This is a genomic window from Cryptosporangium japonicum (genome assembly GCF_039524755.1).
Taxonomy (GTDB): Bacteria; Actinomycetota; Actinomycetes; order Mycobacteriales; family Cryptosporangiaceae; genus Cryptosporangium; species Cryptosporangium japonicum.
The window spans coordinates 106,978-130,642 of the sequence record NZ_BAAAGX010000042.1 but is presented as its reverse complement, the minus strand read 5'-3'; the positions used below and the strand labels follow the sequence as shown (position 1 = coordinate 130,642).

The 23,665-nt window shown below is 70.6% G+C and carries 21 protein-coding genes and 1 pseudogene; 13 read left to right on the top strand and 9 right to left on the bottom strand.

Going from position 1 to position 23,665, the window contains the following annotated elements; all coding sequences use genetic code 11:
* The first annotated feature begins 20 nt into the window (after positions 1–20).
* The 4 genes and pseudogenes from ilvD to ilvC all read left to right on the top strand — a co-directional run bounded on the left by ilvD (position 21) and on the right by ilvC (position 5,311).
* Positions 21–1,697: a dihydroxy-acid dehydratase gene (ilvD, locus tag ABD437_RS39845; RefSeq protein WP_344654171.1), complete on the top strand. Its 1,677-nt coding sequence runs from the start codon at positions 21–23 to the stop codon at positions 1,695–1,697.
* 233 nt (positions 1,698–1,930) lie between these two features.
* Positions 1,931–3,709, top strand: a pseudogene (locus ABD437_RS39840) (acetolactate synthase large subunit); the annotation flags it as partial.
* Between the two features lie 14 nt (positions 3,710–3,723).
* Positions 3,724–4,248 (top strand): acetolactate synthase small subunit, encoded by a 525-nt coding sequence (gene ilvN / locus ABD437_RS39835; RefSeq protein ID WP_344654170.1) that lies wholly within the window; start codon positions 3,724–3,726, stop codon positions 4,246–4,248.
* A gap of 34 nt (positions 4,249–4,282) precedes the next feature.
* Entirely contained in the window at positions 4,283–5,311 is a 1,029-nt protein-coding gene (gene ilvC, locus ABD437_RS39830; protein WP_344654169.1) for a ketol-acid reductoisomerase, read from the top strand.
* Between the two features lie 31 nt (positions 5,312–5,342).
* Here ilvC and ABD437_RS39825 read toward each other — a convergent pair whose 3' ends face one another.
* Positions 5,343–5,789 (bottom strand): hypothetical protein, encoded by a 447-nt coding sequence (locus ABD437_RS39825; RefSeq protein WP_344654168.1) that lies wholly within the window; start codon positions 5,787–5,789, stop codon positions 5,343–5,345.
* A gap of 178 nt (positions 5,790–5,967) precedes the next feature.
* Between ABD437_RS39825 and serA the strand changes: the two genes are divergently transcribed.
* From serA to ABD437_RS39785, 8 genes are all read left to right on the top strand, one after another.
* Complete coding sequence (gene serA, locus ABD437_RS39820) at positions 5,968–7,563, top strand: phosphoglycerate dehydrogenase (protein ID WP_344654167.1); 1,596 nt, start codon at positions 5,968–5,970, stop codon at positions 7,561–7,563.
* Positions 7,564–7,608: 45 nt separating this feature from the next.
* Entirely contained in the window at positions 7,609–8,640 is a 1,032-nt protein-coding gene (locus ABD437_RS39815; protein ID WP_344654166.1) for a 3-isopropylmalate dehydrogenase, read from the top strand.
* 149 nt (positions 8,641–8,789) lie between these two features.
* Positions 8,790–9,878, top strand: a complete 1,089-nt coding sequence (locus ABD437_RS39810) for a branched-chain amino acid aminotransferase (RefSeq protein ID WP_344654165.1) — start codon at positions 8,790–8,792, stop codon at positions 9,876–9,878.
* A gap of 30 nt (positions 9,879–9,908) precedes the next feature.
* Entirely contained in the window at positions 9,909–11,276 is a 1,368-nt protein-coding gene (locus ABD437_RS39805; RefSeq protein WP_344654164.1) for a DUF2252 domain-containing protein, read from the top strand.
* A gap of 41 nt (positions 11,277–11,317) precedes the next feature.
* Positions 11,318–12,037 (top strand): FadR/GntR family transcriptional regulator, encoded by a 720-nt coding sequence (locus ABD437_RS39800; protein WP_344654163.1) that lies wholly within the window; start codon positions 11,318–11,320, stop codon positions 12,035–12,037.
* A 105-nt stretch (positions 12,038–12,142) separates the two neighbouring features.
* Entirely contained in the window at positions 12,143–13,471 is a 1,329-nt protein-coding gene (locus ABD437_RS39795) for a glutamine synthetase family protein (RefSeq protein ID WP_344654162.1), read from the top strand.
* 9 nt (positions 13,472–13,480) lie between these two features.
* The gene (locus ABD437_RS39790; RefSeq protein WP_344654161.1) at positions 13,481–14,866 is read left to right on the top strand and encodes an aldehyde dehydrogenase family protein; all 1,386 of its coding nucleotides are present in this window, start codon (positions 13,481–13,483) and stop codon (positions 14,864–14,866) included.
* Positions 14,867–15,631, top strand: coding sequence for a 3-oxoacyl-ACP reductase (locus ABD437_RS39785; RefSeq protein WP_344654160.1), 765 nt, complete (start codon positions 14,867–14,869; stop codon positions 15,629–15,631).
* Here the strand turns inward: ABD437_RS39785 and ABD437_RS39780 are convergent.
* The 6 genes from ABD437_RS39780 to ABD437_RS39755 all read right to left on the bottom strand — a co-directional run bounded on the left by ABD437_RS39780 (position 15,628) and on the right by ABD437_RS39755 (position 19,685).
* Complete coding sequence (locus tag ABD437_RS39780) at positions 15,628–16,089, bottom strand: Uma2 family endonuclease (RefSeq protein ID WP_344654159.1); 462 nt, start codon at positions 16,087–16,089, stop codon at positions 15,628–15,630. The genes ABD437_RS39785 and ABD437_RS39780 overlap by 4 nt on opposite strands.
* Positions 16,086–16,250, bottom strand: a complete 165-nt coding sequence (locus tag ABD437_RS39775; protein WP_344654158.1) for a hypothetical protein — start codon at positions 16,248–16,250, stop codon at positions 16,086–16,088. The genes ABD437_RS39780 and ABD437_RS39775 overlap by 4 nt, the downstream gene beginning before the upstream one ends.
* A gap of 135 nt (positions 16,251–16,385) precedes the next feature.
* A complete protein-coding gene (locus ABD437_RS39770; protein ID WP_344654157.1) occupies positions 16,386–17,159 on the bottom strand; it encodes an ABC transporter permease in 774 nt (257 codons plus the stop codon).
* Positions 17,156–18,151 carry an ABC transporter ATP-binding protein gene (locus tag ABD437_RS39765; protein WP_344654156.1) on the bottom strand — a complete coding sequence of 332 codons (996 nt, stop codon included), beginning with the start codon at positions 18,149–18,151 and terminating at the stop codon, positions 17,156–17,158. The genes ABD437_RS39770 and ABD437_RS39765 overlap by 4 nt, the downstream gene beginning before the upstream one ends.
* Positions 18,152–18,309: 158 nt before the next feature.
* Entirely contained in the window at positions 18,310–18,969 is a 660-nt protein-coding gene (locus tag ABD437_RS39760; protein WP_344654155.1) for a PadR family transcriptional regulator, read from the bottom strand.
* 17 nt (positions 18,970–18,986) lie between these two features.
* Positions 18,987–19,685, bottom strand: a complete 699-nt coding sequence (locus tag ABD437_RS39755; RefSeq protein WP_344654154.1) for a gamma-glutamyl-gamma-aminobutyrate hydrolase family protein — start codon at positions 19,683–19,685, stop codon at positions 18,987–18,989.
* Positions 19,686–19,881: 196 nt separating this feature from the next.
* Here ABD437_RS39755 and cimA point away from each other — a divergent pair, with 196 nt between their 5' ends.
* Positions 19,882–21,471 (top strand): citramalate synthase, encoded by a 1,590-nt coding sequence (gene cimA / locus ABD437_RS39750; RefSeq protein ID WP_344654153.1) that lies wholly within the window; start codon positions 19,882–19,884, stop codon positions 21,469–21,471.
* A 96-nt stretch (positions 21,472–21,567) separates the two neighbouring features.
* Here cimA and ABD437_RS39745 read toward each other — a convergent pair whose 3' ends face one another.
* A complete protein-coding gene (locus ABD437_RS39745) occupies positions 21,568–22,437 on the bottom strand; it encodes a 3-methyladenine DNA glycosylase (protein ID WP_425558360.1) in 870 nt (289 codons plus the stop codon).
* On the bottom strand, positions 22,434–23,447 hold the full coding sequence (locus ABD437_RS39740; protein WP_344654151.1) for a LacI family DNA-binding transcriptional regulator: 1,014 nt from the start codon (positions 23,445–23,447) through the stop codon (positions 22,434–22,436). The genes ABD437_RS39745 and ABD437_RS39740 overlap by 4 nt, the downstream gene beginning before the upstream one ends.
* Positions 23,448–23,665 lie beyond the last annotated feature (218 nt).

Genomic DNA, 23,665 nt, shown 5'->3' with positions numbered 1-23,665 from the left:
GGCCCTGCCGAGGAATCCGAATGACGCATCCGCTGAAACCACGCAGCACCGACGTGACCGACGGTCTCGAGAAGGCCGCGGCCCGCGGCATGCTCCGTGCCGTCGGCATGAAGGACGAGGACTTCGCCAAGCCGCAGATCGGCGTCGCGTCCTCGTGGAACGAGATCACGCCGTGCAACCTCTCGCTCGACCGGCTCGCGAAGGCCTCGAAGGAGGGCGTGCGCGCCGCCGGTGGCTTCCCGATGGAGTTCGGCACGATCTCGGTGTCCGACGGCATCTCGATGGGCCATGTCGGCATGCACTACTCGCTGGTCAGCCGCGAGATCATCGCGGACTCGGTCGAGGTCGTGATGCAGGCGGAGCGGCTCGACGGCAGCGTCCTGCTGGCCGGCTGTGACAAGTCGCTGCCCGGCATGCTGATGGCCGCGGCGCGCCTGGACCTGGCGTCGGTGTTCCTCTACGCCGGCTCGACGCTGCCGGGCAAGATCGACGGCCGCACGGTCACCGTCATCGACGCGTTCGAGGCCGTCGGGGCCTGCGCGCGCGGGCTGATCAGCCGCGAGGAGGTCGACCGCGTCGAGCGGGCGATCTGTCCGGGTGAGGGCGCCTGCGGCGGCATGTACACCGCCAACACGATGGCCAGCGCGGCCGAGGCGCTGGGCATGTCGCTGCCGGGTTCGGCCGCGCCGCCCGCGCCCGACCGCCGCCGCGACAACTACGCGGTGAAGTCCGGCGAGGCCGTCATCAACCTGATCAAGAACGGCATCACCGCGCGTCAGATCATGACCCGCGAGGCGTTCGAGAACGCGATCACGCTGGTGCAGGCGCTGGGCGGCTCCACCAACGCGGTGCTGCACCTGATGGCGATCGCCCACGAGGCGAAGGTCGACATCACGCTCGAGGACTTCAACGAGATCGGCCGTCGCACCCCGCACCTGGCCGACGTGAAGCCGTTCGGCCAGTACGTGATGACCGACGTCGATGAGATCGGCGGCGTGCCGGTCGTCATGAAGGCGCTTCTCGACGCCGGGCTGCTGCACGGCGACTGCCTGACCGTGACCGGCAAGACGCTGGCCGAGAACCTGGCCGACATCGCGCCGCCCGACCCGGACGGCAAGATCATCCACGCGGTGCAGAACCCGATCCACCCGGTCGGCGGCATCACCGTGCTGCGTGGCTCGCTGGCCCCCGACGGTGCCGTGCTGAAGTCGGCCGGCATCGAGTACGACGTCTTCGAGGGCACCGCGCGGGTGTTCGAGGGCGAGCAGGGCGCGATGGACGCGGTCACCCACAACACGCTGAACAAGGGCGACGTGATCGTGATCCGCAACGAGGGCCCGAAGGGCGGCCCCGGCATGCGCGAGATGCTCGCGGTCACCGGCGCGATCAAGGGTGCCGGCCTCGGCAAGGACGTGCTGCTGCTCACCGACGGCCGCTTCTCCGGCGGCACGACCGGGCCGTGCATCGGTCACGTGGCCCCCGAAGCGGCCCACGGCGGCCCGATCGCGCTGGTGCAGGAGGGCGACCGGATCCGGCTGGACCTGAACGCCCAGACGCTCGACCTCCTGGTCGACGAGGCCGAACTCGAGCGCCGCCGCTCGTCCTGGAAGCCCCTCCCGCCCACCTACGAAACCGGCGTCCTGTCCAAGTACGCCAAGCTCGTCGGCTCCGCCGCCACCGGCGCCGTCTGCAGCTGATCCGTCGCGCTGTGGTCCCGCGTCGACGCGCGGGACCACAGAGTGGGATGGGTTTGACGTTGGGTGGGAAGCGGCCTACCGTGGCGAACGTGCGATCCACCCGAATTCTCGTACTCAGCTAGCGCGTCGACACCGCACCACGTCGACGCGCTCACCCCCCGTGCCGCAGGCACGAGGGGTTTTTTGTTGCCCGAGAACCCGGACCCGCGTCACCGCTACACGAAGAGGCCAATGCCATGAACGCACCAGCCACCCCGCCGGCCCATGAAACGGTCACGGGTGCCCAGTCGCTCGTCCGCTCCCTGGAGGCGGTGGGCGCCGAGGTGGTCTTCGGTATCCCGGGCGGCACCATTCTTCCGACGTACGACCCGCTCTACGACGCCCCGGGCGTCCGGCACATCCTGGTCCGGCACGAGCAGGGCGCCGGCCACGCGGCCGAGGGCTACGCGCAGGCCACCGGCAAGGTCGGCGTCTGCATGGCCACCTCCGGCCCGGGCGCGACGAACCTGGTGACCCCGATCGCCGACGCGTACATGGACTCGGTGCCGCTGGTCGCGATCACCGGCCAGGTCAGCACCCCGATGATCGGCACCGACGCCTTCCAGGAAGCCGACATCTGCGGCATCACGCTGCCGATCACCAAGCACAACTTCCTGGTCAAGCACCCGGAGGAGATCCCGCAGACGATCGCCGAGGCGTTCCACCTGGCCAGCACCGGCCGCCCCGGCCCGGTCCTGGTCGACGTGCCGAAGGACGTCCAGCAGGCGATGACGCGGTTCAGCTGGCCGCCGCAGCTGAACCTGCCCGGCTACCGGCCCACCGTGCACCCGCACGGCAAGCAGGTCCGCGAGGCCGCGCGGCTGCTGACCACGTCGAAGCGCCCGGTGCTCTACGTCGGCGGCGGCGTGTTGAAGGCCCGCGCGTCCGCGGAGCTGAAGGTGCTGGCCGAACTGTCCGGGGCCCCGGTCATCACGACGCTGATGGCCCGCGGCGCGTTTCCCGACAGTCACCCCCAGCACCTGGGCATGCCCGGCATGCACGGCACGGTCGCCGCGGTCACGTCGCTGCAGAAGGCCGACCTGATCGTCGCGCTGGGTGCCCGCTTCGACGACCGGGTCACCGGCAACCTGGACAGCTTCGCGCCGTACGCGACGATCGTCCACGCCGACATCGACCCGGCCGAGATCAGCAAGAACCGCACCGCGGACGTGCCGATCGTCGGTGACGCCCGTGAGGTGATCGCCGAACTGGTCGTCGCGCTGCAGGCCGAGCACCAGGCCGGTCACCGCGCGGACCTGGACCCCTGGTGGGCCCTACTGAACAAGACCCGCGAGACCTACCCGCTGGGCTACGACGACCACCCCGATGGCACGCTGGCACCCCAGTACGTCATCGAGCGGCTGGGGAAGATCTCCGGACCGGAGACGATCTTCGCCGCCGGCGTGGGCCAGCACCAGATGTGGGCCAGCCAGTTCATCTCGTACGAGAACCCGTACACCTGGCTGAACTCCGGCGGCGCCGGGACGATGGGATACGCCGTCCCCGCCGCCATGGGCGCCAAGGTCGGTAAGCCCGACACCACCGTGTGGGCGATCGACGGCGACGGCTGCTTCCAGATGACCAATCAGGAACTGGCCACCTGCGCCCTGGAGGGCATCCCGATCAAGGTCGCCGTCATCAACAACGGCAACCTGGGCATGGTGCGGCAGTGGCAGACGCTGTTCTACGACCAGCGTTACTCCAACACCGACCTGAAGACCCACAAGCAGCGCGTGCCCGACTTCGTGAAGCTGGCCGACGCGCTCGGCTGCGTCGGGCTGCGCTGCGAGACCGCCGGTGACGTCGACGCCACGATCGAGAAGGCGATGGAGGTCGACGACCAGCCGGTCGTCATCGACTTCGTGGTCGGCAAGGACGCGATGGTGTGGCCGATGGTCGCGGCCGGCGCCAGCAACGACGACATCCAGGCCGCCCGTGACGTCCGCCCCGTCTGGGGCGAGGACCAGACCTGAGGAGCCCCAGAAACATGAGCAAGCACACTCTCTCGGTGCTGGTCGAGAACAAGCCGGGTGTCCTCGCCCGGGTGTCCGGCCTGTTCAGCCGCCGCGGGTTCAACATCCACTCGCTGGCGGTCGGGCCCACCGAGCACCCCGACATCTCCCGGATGACCGTGGTCGTCACGGTGGAGGGCCTGGCCCTCGAGCAGGTCACCAAGCAGTTGAACAAGCTGGTCAACGTCATCAAGATCGTTGAGCTCGACACGTCGGTCTCGGTCCAGCGCGAGCTGATGCTCTGCAAGGTCCGCACCGACCCGCAGACGCGCTCGCACGTGCTCGAAACCGTCGAGCTGTTCCGCGCGCACGTGGTGGACGTCTCCACCGACTCCGTCACGGTCGAGGCGACCGGCACGGCCGAGAAGCTCGAGGCTCTCGTCCGCGTGTTGGAGCCGTACGGCATCAAGGAACTGGTGCAGTCCGGCATGGTGGCGATCGGTCGGGGACCCCGGTCGATCGCGGCGCCCGCCGTCGCATTGCGTAGCGTCAGCGCTTGATCTGAATTAACTACGGAAGGACGAAGTACTAGTCATGGCCTCTGAAAACCTCCGCGCCGAGCTCTTCTACGACGACGACGCGGACCTGTCGATCATCCAGGGCCGCAAGGTCGCCGTGCTCGGCTACGGCAGCCAGGGGCACGCCCACGCCCTGAGCCTGCGTGACTCCGGCGTCGACGTGCGCGTCGGTCTGCCGGAGGGCTCCAAGAGCCGCCCGAAGGCGGAGGAGGCCGGCCTGCGCGTCGTCACCCCGGCCGAGGCCAGCGCCGAGGCCGACGTGATCATGGTGCTCGCGCCCGACACCGCGCAGCGCACGATCTACGCCAACGACATCGCGCCCAACCTCAAGGACGGCGACGCGCTGCTGTTCGGGCACGGCCTGAACATCCGGTACGAGCTGATCAAGCCCCCGGCCGGCGTCGACGTCGCGCTGATCGCGCCGAAGGGCCCCGGTCACCTGGTCCGTCGCCAGTTCGTCGACGGCAAGGGCGTTCCGGTGCTGGTCGCGGTCGAGCAGGACGCGTCGGGCAACGCGCTCGCGCTCGCGCTCTCCTACGCCAAGGGCATCGGCGGCACGCGCGCCGGCGCGATCAAGACCACGTTCACCGAGGAGACCGAGACCGACCTGTTCGGTGAGCAGGCCGTCCTCTGCGGTGGCGTGGAGGAGCTGGTCAAGGCCGGGTTCTCGACGCTGACCCAGGCCGGTTACCAGCCGGAGGTCGCGTACTTCGAGTGCCTGCACGAGCTGAAGCTGATCGTCGACCTCATGTACGAGGGCGGCATCGCGCGGATGAACTACTCGGTCAGCGACACCGCCGAGTACGGCGGTTACGTGTCCGGCCCGCGTGTCGTCACCGACGAGACGAAGAAGGCCATGAAGCAGATCCTCACCGAGATCCAGGACGGGACGTTCGCCCGCAACTGGATCGCCGAGGACGAGAACGGCCGGGCCAACTTCCTCAAGCTCCGCGAGGAGAACGCCGCCGACCCGATCGAGGTCACCGGCCAGAAGCTCCGCGGCCTGATGAGCTGGGTCGACCGCCCGATCACGGAAACTGCCTGAGTCACCGTCGAACCGGGGTCTAGCTGAACAGCTAGGCCCCGGTTTGCTGTCGGGCGCGGTGCAGAACGACCAGCGTGGCGCCACCCAGCGCGGTGAGAGCGAGAGCACCGCCGCCGGTGGGGTCGAGGATGCCGTCGACGCCTCGGGTCAGGGCGCCCACGGCGGGCCAGCCCGCGATCACGACCGTACAGAGACCGGCCGTCATCAGGCGACGCGGCTGCTCGTCCTCGCCGTAGAACGCGTGCTTCCAGGCCGCACGCGCGCCCACCGCGGCGATCGCCGCCAACAGCAGAACGCCGAACACCACGATGCCGAGCGCGACACCGTCGCCCCACGTGGACGGCGGCGAGTCGGTGAACGCCGGCAGCACGAACGCCACCGCGACCCCGACCCAGCCCAGCGACAGTGCGGTGCCGAGCAGCCCGGCGGCCGCCCACCCCCGGTTGGTGGTCTCGCGGCGCATGCTGTCCTGGGTCACCCCCCGATTGTGCCTGCCGCACGCGACGAACCCCCGCGTTCCGGGCGGCGGGTTGAACTGCTGTTGCTGATCTGACGTCTGTTCGACGTGCGCTGGTGACCGTCGTCACGAAGCGATGTGAGGCCAGCCGGGACACCTACTATCGGGATCGCGCACCGATGCCCGGGAGGACCGTGACGTGCCCCAGCCTGTCGTCCTCGTCGCCGAGGAACTCGCACCGTCCGCGCTCGACGTGCTCGCCCGGGACTTCGAAGTACGCCATGTGGACGGCGCCGACCGGGCCGCGCTGATCCCCGCGCTCGCCGAGGCCGACGCGGTCCTGGTGCGCAGCGCCACCCAGATCGACGCGACCGCGCTGGGCGCCGCGCCGCGGCTCAAGGTCGTCGCCCGGGCCGGTGTCGGCCTCGACAACGTCGACGTGCCGGCCGCGACCGCCCGCGGCGTGATGGTCGTCAACGCGCCCACGTCGAACATCGTCTCCGCCGCCGAGCAGGCGATCGCGCTGCTGCTGGCGAGCGCACGCAACGTCGCCCCGGCGCACGCGGCGCTGCGCGACGGCGAGTGGAAGCGGTCCCGGTACACCGGCGTCGAGGTGGCCGACAAGACCGTCGGCATCGTCGGGCTGGGCCGCATCGGCGTGCTGTTCGCCCAGCGGATGGCCGCGTTCGGCACCCGGTTGATCGCCTACGACCCGTACGTGCAGCCGGCCCGCGCGGCCCAGATCGGCGTCCGCCTGGTGAGCCTGGAGGAGCTGCTCGCCGAGAGCGACTTCGTCTCGATCCACCTGCCCCGGACCGCGGAGACGCTCGGCCTGATCGGCGAGAAGGAGCTGCGGCTCGTCAAACCGTCGGTGCGCATCGTGAACGCCGCCCGGGGCGGGTTGGTCGACGAGAAAGCCCTGTACGACGCACTGGTCGAGGGCCGCGTCGCCGGCGCCGGCCTCGACGTGTACACGAAGGAACCCTGCACCGACTCCCCGTTGTTCGGCCTGGAGAACGTCGTCGCGACGCCGCACCTCGGGGCGTCCACGGTGGAAGCCCAGGACAAAGCGGGCCTCGCGGTCGCGCGGAGCGTCCGGCTGGCACTGCACGGCGAGTTCGTCCCGGACGCGGTGAACGTGCAGGCCGGCGGCGTGGTGGCCGAGGAGGTGCGGCCCTCGCTGCCGCTCGTCGAGAAGCTCGGGCGCGTGTTCACGGCGCTGGCCAGCGGTCTGGCCCAGTCGATCACCGTCGACGTGCGTGGTGACATCGCCGGGTACGACGTCAGCGTGCTGGAGCTGGCCGCGCTCAAGGGCGTGTTCGCCGACATCGTCGAGGAGTCGGTGACGTTCGTGAACGCGCCGCTGCTGGCCAAGGAGCGCGGGGTCGAGGTGGGGCTCACCACGTCGGAGGAGAGCGCGGAGTACCGCAACCTCGTCACGGTGTCGGGGGTGCTGGCCGACGGGCGGACGCTGTCGGTGTCGGGGACGCTGGCCGGTCCGCGCGGCGCCCAGAAGATCACGAACATCGACACGTTCGACATCGACCTCGTGCCCAACGGCAACCTGCTGTTCCTGCGGTACAGCGACCGGCCGGGCGTGGTCGGGACGCTCGGGGTGCTGCTCGGCGACGCCGGCGTCAACATCGCCGGCATGCAGGTGGCCCGCGCGCTGTCGGGGGCGGAGTCGCTGATGGCGCTCGCCGTCGACCAGGCGGTGCCCGCCGACCTCCTGCAGCGGCTCGCCGCCGCGATCGGGGCGCACGCCGCGAACACCGTCGACCTGTCCGGAGTCTGAGACGCGGGTACCGACCCGTGGGAACACTCGGCTAGGGTGACGACCATGAGCACGAACCTCGCGGTGATCGGCGGAGACGGTATCGGGCCCGAGGTGGTGGCCGAGGGGTTGAAGGTGCTCAGCGCCGTCCTCCCCGGCGTGAACACCACCGATTACGACCTCGGTGCCCGTCGCTACCACGCGAGCGGTGAGGTCCTGCCCGACTCGGTGCAGGACGAACTCTCCCGGCACGACGCGATCCTGCTCGGCGCCGTCGGCGACCCGGGTGTGCCGCCGGGCGTGCTCGAGCGGGGCCTGCTGCTCAAGCTGCGCTTCGCGTTCGACCACTACGTGAACCTGCGTCCCGCGCGGCTCTACGAGGGCGTCTCGAGCCCGCTGGCCGGCGTGAAGCCCGGCGACATCGACTTCGTGGTGGTGCGCGAGGGCACCGAGGGGCTCTACGTCGGCGCCGGCGGCGTGCTCGCGAAGGGCACCCCGCGTGAGGTCGCCACCGAGGAGAGCCTGAACTCGCGCAGCGGGGTCGAGCGGGTCATCCGGGACGCCTACACCCGGGCCCAGAGCCGCCCGCGGCGTCACCTCACGCTCGTCCACAAGCAGAACGTGCTGGTCAACGCGGGCAACCTCTGGTCGCGGACGTTCGCCGAGGTCGGCAAGGAGTTCCCCGACGTCGCCACCGACTACCAGCACGTCGACGCCGCGAGCATGTTCTTCGTGACCCAGCCGCAGCGCTTCGACGTGGTCGTCACCGACAACCTGTTCGGCGACATCCTCACCGACATCGCCGCCGCGATCAGCGGTGGCATCGGGCTGGCCGCCAGCGGCAACATCAACCCGACCAAGGAATTCCCGTCGATGTTCGAGCCGGTGCACGGCTCCGCGCCCGACATCACCGGCCAGGGCGTCGCCGACCCCACCGCGACGATCCTGTCGGTGGCGCTGCTGCTCGACCACCTGGGCCACGCCGACGCCGCTGCCCGCGTGGAGAGCGCCGTCGCCGACGACCTGGCCGCGCGTGAGCCGGGCGTACCGGTACGCACCTCCGAGGTGGGCGACCGGATCGCCGAGCGCGTGAGCTAGCCAGTAACCGAACCGAAGACCCGGTTGCCGCCCACGCGGCAACCGGGTCTTCGTCGTTCCCGACCAACCGAGCCGCTCGAACGGGCGGTAAATTCGGAGGTCGGCCCCACCCGTGGTCGGGCTGACCCCAGCGATGCGGAAGGACCCTCATGAGCAGCACCCTGGATTTCGAGATCGTCCCGGCCACGAACCCGCGTACCGACGACGAGCGCGCCGCGCTGATGGCCGACCCGGGATTCGGCCGGATCTTCACCGACCACATGGTGACGATCAAGTACGCGGACGGTAAGGGCTGGTACGACGCCCAGCTCCAGCCGTACGGCCCGATCAGCCTCGACCCGGCCACCTCCGCGCTGCACTACGGCCAGGAGATCTTCGAGGGCCTCAAGGTCTACCGCCACCCCGACGGCGAGCTCGGGCTGTTCCGGCCGGAGGAGAACGCCCGCCGGTTCAACCGGTCGGCCGCGCGCCTGGCGATGCCGCAGCTTCCCGAGGAGCTCTTCCTCGAGTCGATCAAGGTGCTCGTCGAGCACGACCAGAAGTGGGTGCCCAGCGCGCCCGAGACCAGCCTCTACCTGCGGCCGTTCATGTTCTCCACCGACCCGTACCTGGGTGTCCGCCCGGCGCTGGAGTACCTCTACGTGCTGATCGCCTCGCCGGTCGGCGCGTACTTCCCGCGTGGTGTGCAGCCGGTGAGCGTCTGGCTCTCCACCGACTACACCCGGGCCGCCCCCGGTGGCACCGGCGAGGCCAAGTGCGCGGGCAACTACGCCGCGAGCCTGGTCGCGCAGGCCCAGGCCGCCGCGCAGGGCTGCGACCAGGTGGTCTGGCTCGACGCGATCGAGCACAAGTACATCGAGGAGATGGGCGGGATGAACCTGTACTTCATCCTCGACGGCACCACGCTGGTCACGCCCGAGCTCAACGGTTCGCTGCTGCCGGGCGTCACGCGTGACAGCATTCTGCAGTTGGCCGGTGAACTCGGCCTGAACACCGAGGTGCGGCGGATCTCCACCGACGAGTGGCGCGAGACCGCGGCGAACGGGCGGATGTCCGAGGCGTTCGCGTGCGGCACCGCGGCCGTGATCACGCCGGTGGGCACCGTGAAGGGCACCGACGGCGAGTTCCAGGTCGCCGACGGCGGCCCCGGCGAGGTCACGATGAAGCTGCGCGGCGCCCTCCTCGACCTCCAGCACGGCCGCACCGAGGACACGCACGGCTGGATCACGCGGCTGTAAAGGTTGGCCCGTGCGGTCTACTCTGCGCGCATGAGCGACACACCGGCTACGGCGCTGGTCGAAGCCATCGCGGCCCGTCCCGCGGACGAGCGGTCCGACCAGCTGATCAAGATCCTGGTCGACACGTTCGAGCCGCTGATCGAGGCCGCGCCGGCCGCCTTCCGGACCAAGTTCCGGAAGATGGCCGCCGACCCGTTCGCCTTCTACCGCGGCAGCGCGTGCATCTTCTACGCCGACGTCACCGATCCCCGGATCGACCTCGAGGACCCCTGGACCGACGAGCGAACGCGTCGCGTCTGGATCCAGGGTGACCTGCACTGCCAGAACTTCGGCACGTACATGGACTCGTCCGGCGTGCTGGTGTTCGACGTCAACGACTACGACGAGGCCTACGTCGGCCACTACACCTGGGACCTGCAGCGGCTGGCGGCCAGCCTCGCGCTGCTCGGTTTCGGGAAGGCGTTGTCGGACGCCACGATCGAACGGATGATCCGCACGGTCTCCGACGCGTACCTGCGTACCGTGCGGCGCTTCCACGAGCACGCGGGCGACGAGGAGTTCCGCCTGACGCTCGACAGCGCCAGCGGTGTCCTGCGCGACGTGCTGCTCGACTCGCGGATGCAGACGCGGATCGCGCTCCTGCAGCGCACCACGACGATCCGCGACGCCGACCGGGTGTTCCGGGAGGGGCCGGGTGTCCGGTTGCTCGAGTCGGCGGAGAAGTCGCTGGTGGAGTCCGCGTTCCGTCAGTACCTGGAGACGATCCCGGAGGGCAAGCGCAAGGACGTCTCCAGTTACGTCGTGAAGGACATCGTGGGGCGGTCCGGGTTCGGCATCGGGTCGGCCGGGCTGCCCGCCTACAACCTGCTCGTCGAGGGTGCGACGCAGGCGTTGGAGAACGACGTCGTGCTGTCGATGAAGCAGGGCAACGTCGCCGCGCCGAGCCGGGTGATCGACGACCCGGATATCAAGGGGTACTTCCAGCACCACGGGCACCGCACGGTGGTGTCGCAGCGGGCGCTGCAGGCACACGCCGACCCGTGGCTCGGGTGGACCGAGATCAACGGCGTCGGGCAGGTCGTGCAGGAGTTGTCGCCGTACGAGAACGACATCGACTGGGCCGACGTGAACGAGCCCGACGACATCATGCCGTTGCTCGACCAGCTCGGGCAGGCCGTCGCGAAGGTGCACTGCGTGTCCGACGCCGACAGCGAGCAGAGCCTGGTGAAGTTCCAGACCGAGGACGCGATCGTGGCCGCGGTCGCCGACCGGGACCCCGAGTTCACCGCCGACCTGGTCGCGTTCGGCCTGGGGTACGCCCGCCAGGTGCGTGACGACCACCGGCACTTCGTCGACGCGTTCCGCAACGGCCGCATCCCGGGCGTGGACGGGGGCTGACCATCTCCGCCACCGCGCCGCCCCCGGATCGTCCCCCGGCCGTGTCCGGGGCGGAGGCGGTGCTCGCGCGCACCCTGTTCCGGCCGGTTCGGGACGGCAACCCGTTCGAGGTGACGGTGGAGCGCCTGGCCACCGCCATCCGGCTCGGGGCGGTGGCCGAGCGGCTCCCGCCGGAGCGGGAGCTGGCCGCGACGCTCGGGGTCAGCCGGATGACGCTGCGGGACGCGCTGGCCGCGCTGGCCGACGCGGGTTTCGTGACCTCGCGCCGGGGCCGCGGGGGTGGGACTTTCGTCTGCTCCCACCTGCCCCGCGACGGGGACGCCCACACGGTGGCGCGTTCGATGGGCGAGGCGCTCGTTCACGCGTTGGACTACCGCCGGATCATCGAGCCCGGCGCCGCCGCGCTCGCTGCCTCCGCCGAGCTCTCCGCCGCCGCGCACGACCATCTGCGGGCATGCCTCGCCGACGTCACCGACGCCCCCGACGACGGGCTGCGGCGCCGCGCCGACTCCCGCTTCCATCTCGCGATCGCGAGTGTCACCGGAAACGAACCCGTGATCACGGCGGTCGCCGACGTGCAGGCGCGGATCTCCGGCCTGCTGGAGCTGATCCCGGTGCTCCGCACCAACATCGCCCACTCCGACACCCAGCATGCCGGCGTCGTCGCCGCGATCGCCGCGGGCGACCCCGCCCGGGCGGAAGCGATCATGCGTGAACATTGCGACGCCACCGCCGCCCTGCTGCGGGGGTTCCTCCGCTGAACGGCAGGCAGATTCCGGCCCGTGGAGGGTGCCGGTGTTGCGTCGACGTAAAGGTCTGAACGTGGACCATTGCGCGGACGGCACACAAGTCCTACGTTGCGCAGCATGGACCTGGAGCAGCTCCGCAGCGAGATCGCCGCCGGAAACGTCGACACCGTGGTTCTCGGCTTCACCGACATGCAGGGTCGCCTGCAGGGCAAACGGCTCGACGCCGGGTACTTCCTGAGCGACGTGCTGGGCCACGCCGCCGAGGGGTGCAACTACCTGCTCGCGGTCGACGTCGACATGAACACGGTCGACGGGTACGCGATGAGCTCGTGGTCGTCCGGCTACGGCGACTTCGTCCTGCAGCCCGACCTGTCGACGCTGCACCGCATCCCCTGGCACCCGGGCAGCGTCGGCCTCCTCGCCGACCTGGAGTGGCTCGACGGGAAACCGGTCGTGGCCTCGCCCCGGCAGATCCTGGGGCGCCAGACCGCGCGCCTGGCCGAGCGCGGCTGGAAGGCCTACGCCGGCACCGAGCTCGAGTTCATCGTGTTCAAGGACTCCTACGAGCAGGCCTGGAACGCCGGCTACCGGAACCTCACCCCGGCCAACCAGTACAACGTCGACTACTCGCTGCTCGGTACGGCGCGCATCGAGCCGTTACTGCGCCGGATCCGGCTCGCGATGACCGGCGCCGGGCTGACCGTCGAGTCGGCGAAGGGCGAGTGCAACCCCGGTCAGCACGAGATCGCGTTCAAGTACGACGAGGTCACCGCCGCGTGCGACCACCACGTGATCTACAAGAACGGTGCGAAGGAGATCGCGGCGCAGGAGAACGTCAGCCTGACGTTCATGGCGAAGGTGAACGAGCGCGAGGGCAACTCGTGCCACATCCACCTGTCGCTGCGCGGCCTCGACGGCTCGCCGGTCTTCGCCGACGACGACGTGCTGTTCCAGCGCTTCCTCGCCGGGCAGCTGAAGTACATGCGTGAGCTGACGCTGATGTTCGCGCCGAACGTCAACTCGTACAAGCGGTACGCGGACGGGTCGTTCGCGCCGACGGCCGTGGCCTGGGGGCACGACAACCGTACGTGTTCGCTGCGGGTGGTCGGGCACGGGCACGGGCTGCGGTTCGAGAACCGGGTGCCGGGCGCGGACGTGAACCCGTACCTGGCGTCGGCCGCGATCGTCGCCGCCGGGCTGGCCGGCGTCGAGGAGGAGCTGGAACTCGAGCCCGAACTCGTCGGCAACGCGTACACCTCCGACGCGCCCCGGGTGCCGAAGACGCTGCGTGAGGCACGCGAGCTGTTCGCCGCGTCGGCGTTGGCCCGGAACGCGTTCGGCGACGACGTCGTCGATCACTACCTGAACGCCGCGGACGTCGAGCTGGCCGCGTTCGACGCCGCGGTCACCGACTGGGAGCTGCGCCGCGGCTTCGAGCGTCTCTAGGAGCGTTGCTTGAGCACGAACACGTTGGACTCCGTCGGCGCGCACGAGGTCGTCAATCCGGCCACGGAGGAGATCGTCACGACCGTCGCGCTGGCGTCGGTCGCGGACACCGACGCCGCGGTCGCCCGGGCCCGCGCGGCCTGGCCGGCCTGGCGGGACGTGACCCCGGCCGACCGGGCCCGGTTGCTGCGCCGGTTCGCCGCGGTCGTGGACACGCACCTCGAGGAACTGGCTGCGCTCGAGGTGCGGAACGCGGGCCATCCGATCGGGTCGGCGCGCTGGGAGGCCGGGAACGTCCGCGACGTTCTCGAGTACTACTCCGGCGCGCCGGAACGGAACTTCGGCAAGCAGATCCCGGTGGCCGGCGGCGTGAACGTTACGTTCGCCGAGCCGCTCGGTGTGGTGGGCATCATCGTGCCGTGGAACTTCCCGATGCCGATCGCGGGCTGGGGGTTCGCGCCCGCGCTGGCGGCCGGGAACACCGTGGTGCTCAAACCCGCGGAGCTGACGCCGCTGACCGCGATCCGCCTCGGCGAACTGGCCCTGGAGGCCGGGCTCCCCGAGGGGGTGTTCACGGTGCTGCCCGGCGCGGGTCGGGTGGTGGGGGAGCGGCTGCTGACGCACCCCGACGTCGCAAAGATCGTGTTCACCGGCTCCACCGCGGTGGGGCAGCACGTGATGGCCACGTGCGCGGCGTCGGTGAAGCGGGTGACGCTCGAGCTCGGCGGGAAGTCCGCGAACATCGTGTTCGCCGATGCGGACCTGGAGCGGGCCGCGGCCGCGGCGCCGGGCGGGGTGTTCGACAACGCCGGGCAGGACTGCTGCGCGCGGTCGCGGATCCTGGTGCAGCGCTCGGTGTTCGACACGTTCCTCTCGCTGCTCGAGCCCGCGGTGCGGGCGTTCCGGGTCGGCGACCCGCTCGCGCCGGACACCGACATGGGGCCGCTGGTCAGCGCGGCGCAGCTCGCCCGGGTCTCGGGGTACGTGGCCGAGGCCTCGGTGGCGTTCGCCGGTGACGCACCCTCCGGGCCGGGCTTCTGGTTCCCGCCGACGGTGGTCCTGCCGGCTTCTCCGAACGACCGGATCGTGACCGAGGAGGTGTTCGGCCCGGTCGTGGCCGTGCTCCCGTTCGACGACGAGGCCGACGCCGTGCGCATCGCGAACGACACGCTCTACGGCCTGTCCGGCTCGATCTGGACCCGGGACGTCGGCCGGGCTCTGCGTGTCGCCCGTGGCGTCGAGGCGGGCAACCTGAGTGTCAACTCCAACTCCTCGGTGCGCTACTCGACGCCGTTCGGCGGCTTCAAGCGCTCCGGGCTCGGGCGCGAGCTCGGGCCGGACGCGCTCACCGCGTTCACCGAGGTCAAGAACGTGTTCATCGCGACGGAGGACTGAATGGAACGACTGCTTGACCGCGTGGCGATCGTCACCGGAGGGGGAAGCGGCATCGGGCTGGCGACCGTGCGGCGGTTCGCGTCCGAGGGGGCGCGTGTCGTGGTGGCGGACGTGGACCCGGCCGCGGGCAAGGCCGCGGCCGAGGAGGTCGGGGGCACGTTCGTGCAGACCGACGTGACGTCCGAGGCCGACGTGGCGGCGATGGTCGCGGCGGCGGTGGACACGTACGGGCGGCTGGACATCGCGTTCAACAACGCGGGCATCTCCCCGCCGGACGACGACTCGATCCTCACCACCGGCCTGGACGCCTGGCGCCGGGTGCAGGAAGTGAACCTGACGTCGGTGTACCTGTGCTGCAAGGCGCAGATCCCGGTGATGCAGCGGCAGGGCAAGGGCTCGATCATCAACACCGCGTCGTTCGTGGCGAAGATGGGTGCCGCGACCTCGCAGATCTCGTACACCGCCTCCAAGGGCGGGGTGCTGGCGATGACGCGTGAACTCGGTGTGCAGTTCGCGCGCGAGGGCATCCGGGTGAACTCGGTCTCGCCCGGGCCGGTCGACACCCCGCTGCTGCGCGAGTTGTTCGCGTCGGATCCCGAACGGGCGGCGCGGCGGATGGTTCACATCCCGATGGGACGCTTCGCCGATGCGACCGAGATCGCGGCCGCGGTGGCGTTCCTGGCGTCGGACGATTCGTCGTTCATCACCGCGAGCGAGTTCCTGGTGGACGGCGGCATCAGCGGCGCCTACGTGACTCCCCTTTAGTAGTAGAGCTCGTCGACGTCGATCTTCATCGGGAACGGCCGTTTGAGCGTCAACCTCCGACGCTCGACGGCCGTTTCGACATAGCTCCCCTGCCCGGTGTCGAGCTCGTGCACGTGAACGGTCGGCACGCCGCCGTCGTCCTCGATTCGCCAGTAGTTCGGGATACCGGCGCGGGCGTATCTGTCGTGTTTGACCACCCGATCCCGGCGCATCGAATCGGGCGATTCGATTTCCACCGCCAGTGCGACCTCGATCGGCCAGAACCACTCCCGCTCCGGGACGATCCCTGCTGCGGAGGTGGCCACGAGACGATCGGGGACGAGTTGGGTCTCCCGGTCGATTCGGATGGCCATCTCGAGGTGCATCAACCACCCGTCCCGGGCGAACTGGTCGAGGTCGTCCGCCGTCCACTCGCCCTGGGGAATGCGCATCCAGTCCGGAAAGGCCTCGGCGCTCATCGCTTGCCCCGCCGGTACAGCTGGTCGACGTCGATCGTCATCGGAAACGGCTTGTCGAGCACGAGTTGTTTCCGCTCCACCGTCGTTTTCACGCAGCGGCCGGCCTCCTCGGGCACGCGGTCCAAGTCGTCCGCCGTCCATTCGCCCTGAGGAATGTGCATCAGATCCGAGCGCGTCCTTCCGACGGCATTTCGTCCCCATCAGCCATACACGTCACTGTGCCTGAAGCCGGGGACCCGACGCCATGACCGTATTACTCGTTCCATCGAGTTGGTCAAGTCGCCGGGTCCCGCCGATCAGGACGAACGTTGGTAAGCGCGGAAAGCGCCCACCGCTCCCACCGCGAGCACCAGTGCGAGCACCGCCAGCTGGACCGCGTCCCGGGTCACCAGCCCCCAGTCCGGCGACGCGGACAGTGCTTCCCGGCTGCCGGTCGCCGCCCAGTCGAGCGGGTTCCAGCGCGCCGCCGACGCCACCCACGACGGCATCAGGCCGGGCGCCATCAGCACCGACGACAGGAACGACAGCGGCAGCGCGAGGAACTGCGACAACCCGATCAGCGCCTCCTGCGAGCGCACCAACACCGCCAGCGCGTCCGACAGCGCGGTGAACGCCGCGGCGAGCAGCACGGCGAGGCCGAGCGTCACCGGAACACCCACCCAGCTACCCGGGAACCGCACCCCGGCCAGCCCGGCGACACCGAACACCAGCGCGCCGAGGATCACCACGCTGATGCCCTGGTGCGCGATCGACGCGGCGACGATCGCTCCCCGCCGGGTGGGTGAGCTCAGCGTGCGGTCCATCACGCCGCGGTCGATGTCCTGCACGAACGTGGTGCCGGCCCAGTTCGCGGTGAGCATCGCGGTCATCGCGACGATGCCGGGCGTCAGGAACTCCAGGTACGAGCCGCCGAAGCCGGGCAGCCGCCCGATCGCGGTGAACACGTGGCCGAACAACAGCAGCCACAGCAACGGCTGCACCAGCGAGAACGCGAGGTAGACGGGTTGGCGGCCGAGGGTCCGCAGCGAGCGGGCGGTCAGCAGGCCGGTCTGGGTGAGCGCGAGCGTCATGCCGGCACCCCCGCTCCGGACGCCATGGTCCGGCCGGGCGACGGGTCCCCGGACGCCTGGAACGCCCGCCCCGCGTAGCGCAGGTAGACGTCGTCGAGCGACGCGCGCGCGATCGCGGCACCGAGCAGCGGGACGTCCGCGCGGCGCAGCTCGTCGAGGGCTCGGGGGAGTACGCCCGCGGCGTCCCGGGCCCGGGCGCGCAGCCGGGCGTCGTCGCGGCGGACGTGCACCACACCGGGCAGCGACTCCAGCACCCGTTCGGCCCGGACGCCGTCGTCGGCCGAGCGGAGGTCGACCTGGACGGTGTCGCCGCCGAGGTCGGCCTTGAGCGCGGCCGGCTCACCGGCGGCGACGACCCGTCCGGAGTCGACGATCACCAGCCGGTCGGCCATCTGATCGGCCTCCTCCAGGTAGTGCGTGGTGAGCACGACGGTGAGCCCGCTGCCGCGCACGAGCCGGAGCACCGTGGCCCAGAGCTGGGTACGCGCCTCCGGGTCGAGCCCGGTCGTCGGCTCGTCCAGGTAGAGCACCCGGGGCTCGTGCACCAGCCCCATCGCGACGTCGAGCTTGCGCTGCATCCCGCCCGACCAGGTGCGGGCGAGCCGGTCGGCGTGGCCGGACAGGTCGAACGCGTCGAGCAGTTCGGTGGCTCGGCGGCCGGCGTCCCGGCGGGAGACCCCGCGCAGCCGGGCGGTGAGCACGAGGTTCTCGCGCCCGGTGGCCATCGGGTCGAAACCCGGGCGCTGGGCGACGTACCCGATCGCGGCACGCACCGCGGCCGGCTGCCGGAGCACGTCGAAGCCCGCGACCGACGCGGTGCCCCCGTCCGGCCTGCTCAGCGTGCTGAGGATCCTCACGGTGGTGGACTTGCCGGCGCCGTTCGGGCCCAGCAGCGCGAACACGGTGCCGGACGCCACGTCGAAGCTGACGCCGTCGAGCGCGCGGACGCGCCGGTAGCTCTTGGTGAGCCCCGACGCTTCGATGACTGGCATGACGAACCCTTCCAGGGGTCGGTAGCCGAGCCGACGGTGGCGGCGACGGTACCCTGAAAGGTGCGACCTGGGGTCCGCGTCCGCTCCGGTGGGCTCGGCTCGGGGTAAGTGGGGGTGGCCCTCGGCCCGGCGTTGGCGCGCCGATCCGGGGGTCATCGTCAGTTCGGTGGGTTCACCTCCGGGGACAGGACCGGGAACTCCTGCCGGAGCTTCGCGTCGATCTCCTCGGGAGACAGACCGGAAGCCCGGAGCTCGTGGATCCGCCGCCAGCCGTCGAGGCCGGACAGCGTGCCGTCCTCGATGTCGCGCAGCAGGCCGGTGACGAACCGGATCTCGGCGTCGCGCAGCGCCGCCTCGTACTCGTTCTCCAGCATGAAGACGCGCGGGAAGCCGGCGACCGCCTGCTGGATCGCGGCGGCCTTCGCGGCGTCCATGGTGAGCGAGGCCAGCCGCAGGCGGAGCAGCCGGACGCCGTCGTCGACCGGCAAGGCTCCGAGCAGCGACAGCGCGGCCTCGAACTGGGTGAACTCCTTCACCGGGCGGCTCACCAGCTCGCTCAGCCAGTCTTCGGCCTCGCGGTGGCCGGCCTCGGTGATGGCGTAGACCGTGCGTTCCGGGCGGCGGCCCGCGCGCGTGGTCTCCTGCGCCTCGATCAGCCCGTGGCGCTGCAGCGCCTCGATCACCGAGTAGAGCGACCCGTAGTTGAGCTTGATGCTCTCGTCCTTGCGCCGCTCGCGGAGGGTCGCGGACATCTCGTACGGGTGCATCGGACGCTCCTGGAGCAGCGTCAGGGCCGCGAGGGCCAGGGGGTTGGACACCCGTCGCCGCGCCACGCTCACCCCCGATCTCGAATACTCGAACCAGAGTACTCCACTAAGGCTACGAAGAGTCGTCGGTCGTCGAGAAGCTCCGGGTGCCACTGCACGCCGACCGCGAACGGCTTCGTCGGGTCCTCCACCGCCTCGACGACCCCGTCCTCGGCACGTGCGGTGACGACGAGCGCGCCCGGGTCGTCGACGGCCTGGTGGTGATGCGCGTTGACCTTGAACTCCGCGTCGCCGAGGAGGCGCGCGACCAGGCCGCCGACCGGCTTCACCAGGTGCTGGTTGAAGACGCCGAGCACCTCGCGGTGGACGCCGAGCGGCAGGTCCTGGATCAGCGTCCCGCCGCGCGCGACGGCCATCAGCTGCGCGCCCCGGCACACCCCGAGCAGCGGCAGGTCACGCTCGAAGGCACCGTGGATCAGCAGGAGCTCGCCGGCGTCCCGGTCGACCTGTGGGGCGTCGGTCGACGGGTGGGGCTCGGCCCCGTAGCGCGCGGGATCCACGTCGACGCCGCCGGAGACGATCAGCCCGTCCACCGCGTCGAGCACGTCGTCGTCGACGGAGTCGGGTGGGAGCAGCACCGCCCGGCCGCCGGCGGCCCGCACCGCCTCGACGTAGGCGTACGGGATCAGGGACGCGCGGAAGTCCCACACGCCCCAGCGAGCTTGTTCGACGTAGGAGGTGATGCCGATGATCGGACGCCGGGACACGGGTCTCCTTCCAATATGTGGACGCCTGAGCGAGTCGGGCTCCCGCGACCGACTCACGTGTGTAACTATCGACGCATGACCGGGTTCTGCATTACCAGCTAGCGCGCCAGCACGCACCACGCTGACGCGCAGACCTCCCACTCCAGTGGGGGGTCTTTTTGTTTGCCCAGGAACCCGCTGATGAGAGGCCTTCGCCATGGATGACACCTTCCACGTCTTCGACACCACGCTCCGGGACGGTGGGCAGCGCGAGGGCATTTCGTACTCGGCCACCGACAAGCTCGCGGTGGCGCGGCTGCTGGACGAGGTGGGTGTCGGGTTCATCGAGGGCGGGTGGCCGGGTGCGCTGCCGACCGACACCGAGTTCTTCTCCCGGGCCCACCAGGAGCTCGAGCTGAAGCACGCGCAGCTGGTCGCGTTCGGCTCCACCCGCCGGGCGAACACGAAGGTGCAGGACGACCCCCAGGTCGCGGCGCTGCTCGCGGCACGCACCCCGGTGGTCTGCCTGGTCGCGAAGTCCGACGTCCGGCACGTCACCGACGCGCTGCGCACCACGTTCGAGGAGAACCTCGCGATGGTGCGTGACACGGTCGCGTACCTGGTCGGCGAGGGCCGCCGGGTCTTCGTCGACTGCGAGCACTTCTTCGACGGGTACGCGCACGACCGCGACTACGGTGTCCGGGTGCTGGAGGCGGCGTTCGGCGCCGGTGCGGACGTGGGCGTGCTCTGCGACACCAACGGCGGCATGCTGCCGATGGGCGTCGGCCGGGTGGTGTCCGAGGTGATCGCCCGCACCGGGTTCCGCGTCGGCATGCACGCCCAGGACGACACCGCGTGCGCGGTGGCGAACACGCTGGCCGCGGTCGAGGCCGGGGCCACCCACGTGCAGGGCACCGCCAACGGGTACGGGGAGCGCGCGGGCAACGCGGACCTGTTCGCGATCATCGGCGGCCTGGTGACGAAGATGGACCGCCAGGTGGTCCCGGCCGAGTGCCTGCCCGAGCTGGTCCGGGTGTCGCACGCGATCGCCGAGATCGCGAACATCGCCCCCGACACCCACCAGCCCTACGTCGGCGCGAGCGCGTTCGCGCACAAGGCCGGCCTGCACGCCAGCGCGATCAAGGTGGCACCGGAGCTCTACAACCACATGGAGCCCGCGGCCGTCGGCAACGACATGCGCATCCTGGTCACCGAGATGGCCGGCCGGGCGTCGATCGAGCTGAAGGCACGGGAGCTCGGCATCGACCTGACCGGTCAGCCGGAGGCGGTGGGCCGGGTCGTCAACCGGGTCAAGGAGCTGGAGGCGTCCGGCTCGTCGTTCGAGGCCGCGGACGCGTCGTTCGAGCTGCTCGTCCGGTCGGAGCTGGAGGGCGACGACGCGCCGCTGTTCTTCCGGCTGGAGTCCTACCGGGTGCTGGCCGAGCAGCAGGAGTCCGGCTCGGTGGTCAGCGAGGCCACCGTGCGCGTCACCGTGGGCGACGAGCGGGTGATCGCCACCGCCGAGGGCAACGGCCCGGTCAGCGCGCTCGACCGCGCGCTGCGTCAGGCGCTGACCATGTTCTACCCGTCGCTGGCCGACCTCGAGCTGGCCGACTACAAGGTCCGCATCCTCGACGGGCGGCACGGCACCGACGCGGTCACCCGGGTGCTGATCGACACCACCGACCACAAGAACGAGTGGACGACGGTCGGCGTGCACGAGAACGTCATCGAAGCGTCCTGCCGGGCACTGATCGACGCGATCGAGTACGGCGTGCGCCGCGCCCAAGCCGTGGCCGTCGGCTGAGCATTGGCGCGCCGAAAGCGGGTAGGACCCGCCCCATGTTTTTCTTCTTCTCCAACCGCGTCGGCTGCCTCGGTTCGATCCTGATCAGCCTGGTGATCACCGGGATCCTGATAGCGATCTTTGCGTTGTGACCTCGAGCAGCCGCGCGCGGAGTTCCTGGCCGCGTTCGGCGAAACCCCGCTGGGTGGCCGCGTACTCGGCGCGGCCCTCGGGGGTCTCGATCCGCACCGGGTCGTAGCCGAGCGCGGCGAAGTCGTACGGGCTGGCGCGCATGTCGAGCACGCGGACCTCGCGCGCCAGCCGGAAGCAGTCGAGGATCAGCTCGGCCGGGGTGAGCGGGGCCAGCTTGTACGCCCACTTGTACAGATCCATCGTGGCGTGCAGGCAGCCCGGCTGCTCGTTGCGCACCTGGGTTTCGCGGGTCGGCTGGAGGACGTTCAACGGCCGGGCCGGCGACGTGAAGAACCGGAACGCGTCGAAGTGGCTGCAGCGCACACCGCGCTCCTCGACCAGTGCGTCGGTGGCCGCCCCACCCAGGCGCAGCGGCCACGCGTGCCGGGTCTCCGGCGACCGGTACACCATCGCCCACTCGTGCAGCCCGAAGCAGCCCAGCTGGGCCGGCCGGGACGCGGTGGCGGTGAGCAGGTTCCGCACCCAGCGCACGGTGTCGCCCCGGCGGGCGAGGAACGCGGGCAGGTCGAGGGCCCCGTCGCGGTGGCCGGGGAACTCGTCCGGCGACGCGCCCTCGAGGACCACGCCGGCGCCGGGGAACCAGCGGCGGAGCTGCCCCGGGCGGTACGAGTAGTACTCGAACAGGAAGTCCTCGACGGGATGCTTGACGCCGCGGCGTCGCCGGTCGAGGTGGTCGCGCAGGAGCGCGTCCACCGTGTCGGCGTGGGACGAGGCGCGCGCACTCCACTCGGCCCGCGCCATCACCCGCATGGGTCCAGGGTAGCGAGGCGTCAGTCCGATTCCGGGGGAGCGGTGCTGTCGCGGACGACGAGGCTCGTCGCGAGCTCGAGGCTGGCCGAGTCGAGGCTCTCGCCGCCGATCAGACGCAGCAGCGTGCGCGCGGCGGTGGCCCCCATCTCGTGCAGCGGCTGACGCACGGTGGTGAGCGCCGGTGCGGTCCAGGACGCGAAGTTCAGGTCGTCGAAGCCGACGACGCTCAGCTCGCTGGGTACGTGCCGCCCGAACTGGCGCGCGGCCTCGTAGACCCCCATCGCGTGCATGTCGCTCCCGGCGAAGATGGCGGTCGGTGGTTCGTCGAGCTCGAGCATCGACTGCGCGGCACGCAGCCCGCCGTCGTGGTAGAAGTTCCCGTACCGCAGCACCCCGCGCGGTATCGGCAGCCCGGCGGCCTCGTGCGCGGCCCGGTACCCGGCCAGGCGCGCGCGGGTGCAGGCCAGCTGCTCCGGCCCGCCGATCACCCCGATCCGCCGGTGCCCCAGCCCGATCAGGTGCTCGGTCGCGGCGTAACCGCCGGCGAAGTTCGTCGCGCCCACCGACGCCACGTCCGGCGGCGGCTGGCTGACCCCGTCGATGACGACGATCGGCGTCCCGTGCCGGCGTAACTGCTCGCGGGTGCCCGGATCGAGGTCGGAGAGGACCAGGATCGCGCCCTGCGAGCCGCGGGCCAGCAGCGAGTCCAGCCAGCGACGGGTGAGCGCGGCCCGGCTGTGCACGGCGCTGACGACGAGCCCGAGCCCCGCCGACTCGGCCACCTCCTCGACGCCGGTGAGGATCTCCAGCCCCCACGCGCTGTCGAGGTTGTTGATCACCAGATCGACGAGGGCGCCGTGGCCGCGGTGGTGGGCCGCCCGGCGTTTGCGGTAACCGCGTTCGTCGAGCAGCCGCTGGACGCGGCGGCGCGTGTCCTCGGCGACGTCACTGTGACCATTGAGGACTTTGGAGACGGTCGAGACCGAGACGTCGGCGGACCGAGCGATCTCCGCGATCGTCGTTCGTGCTGGCATTTGCGCAGCGTAGAGCCGAAACTTTTCGAAATAACCACAACGTTACCGGATCGTGATTTGCAATCTCATTGACCGTGAAAGCGCTTCCTCCTACCGTCCGTGCACCTCATACCGCTCGAAACCTTTCGAACCCAATGACGTGGGGAAGGACTGGTGCGGAGATGCGCCGACGCGCGCTTTTCAGCCGAACCGCAATTGCTCTCGGGACCGCCGCCGTA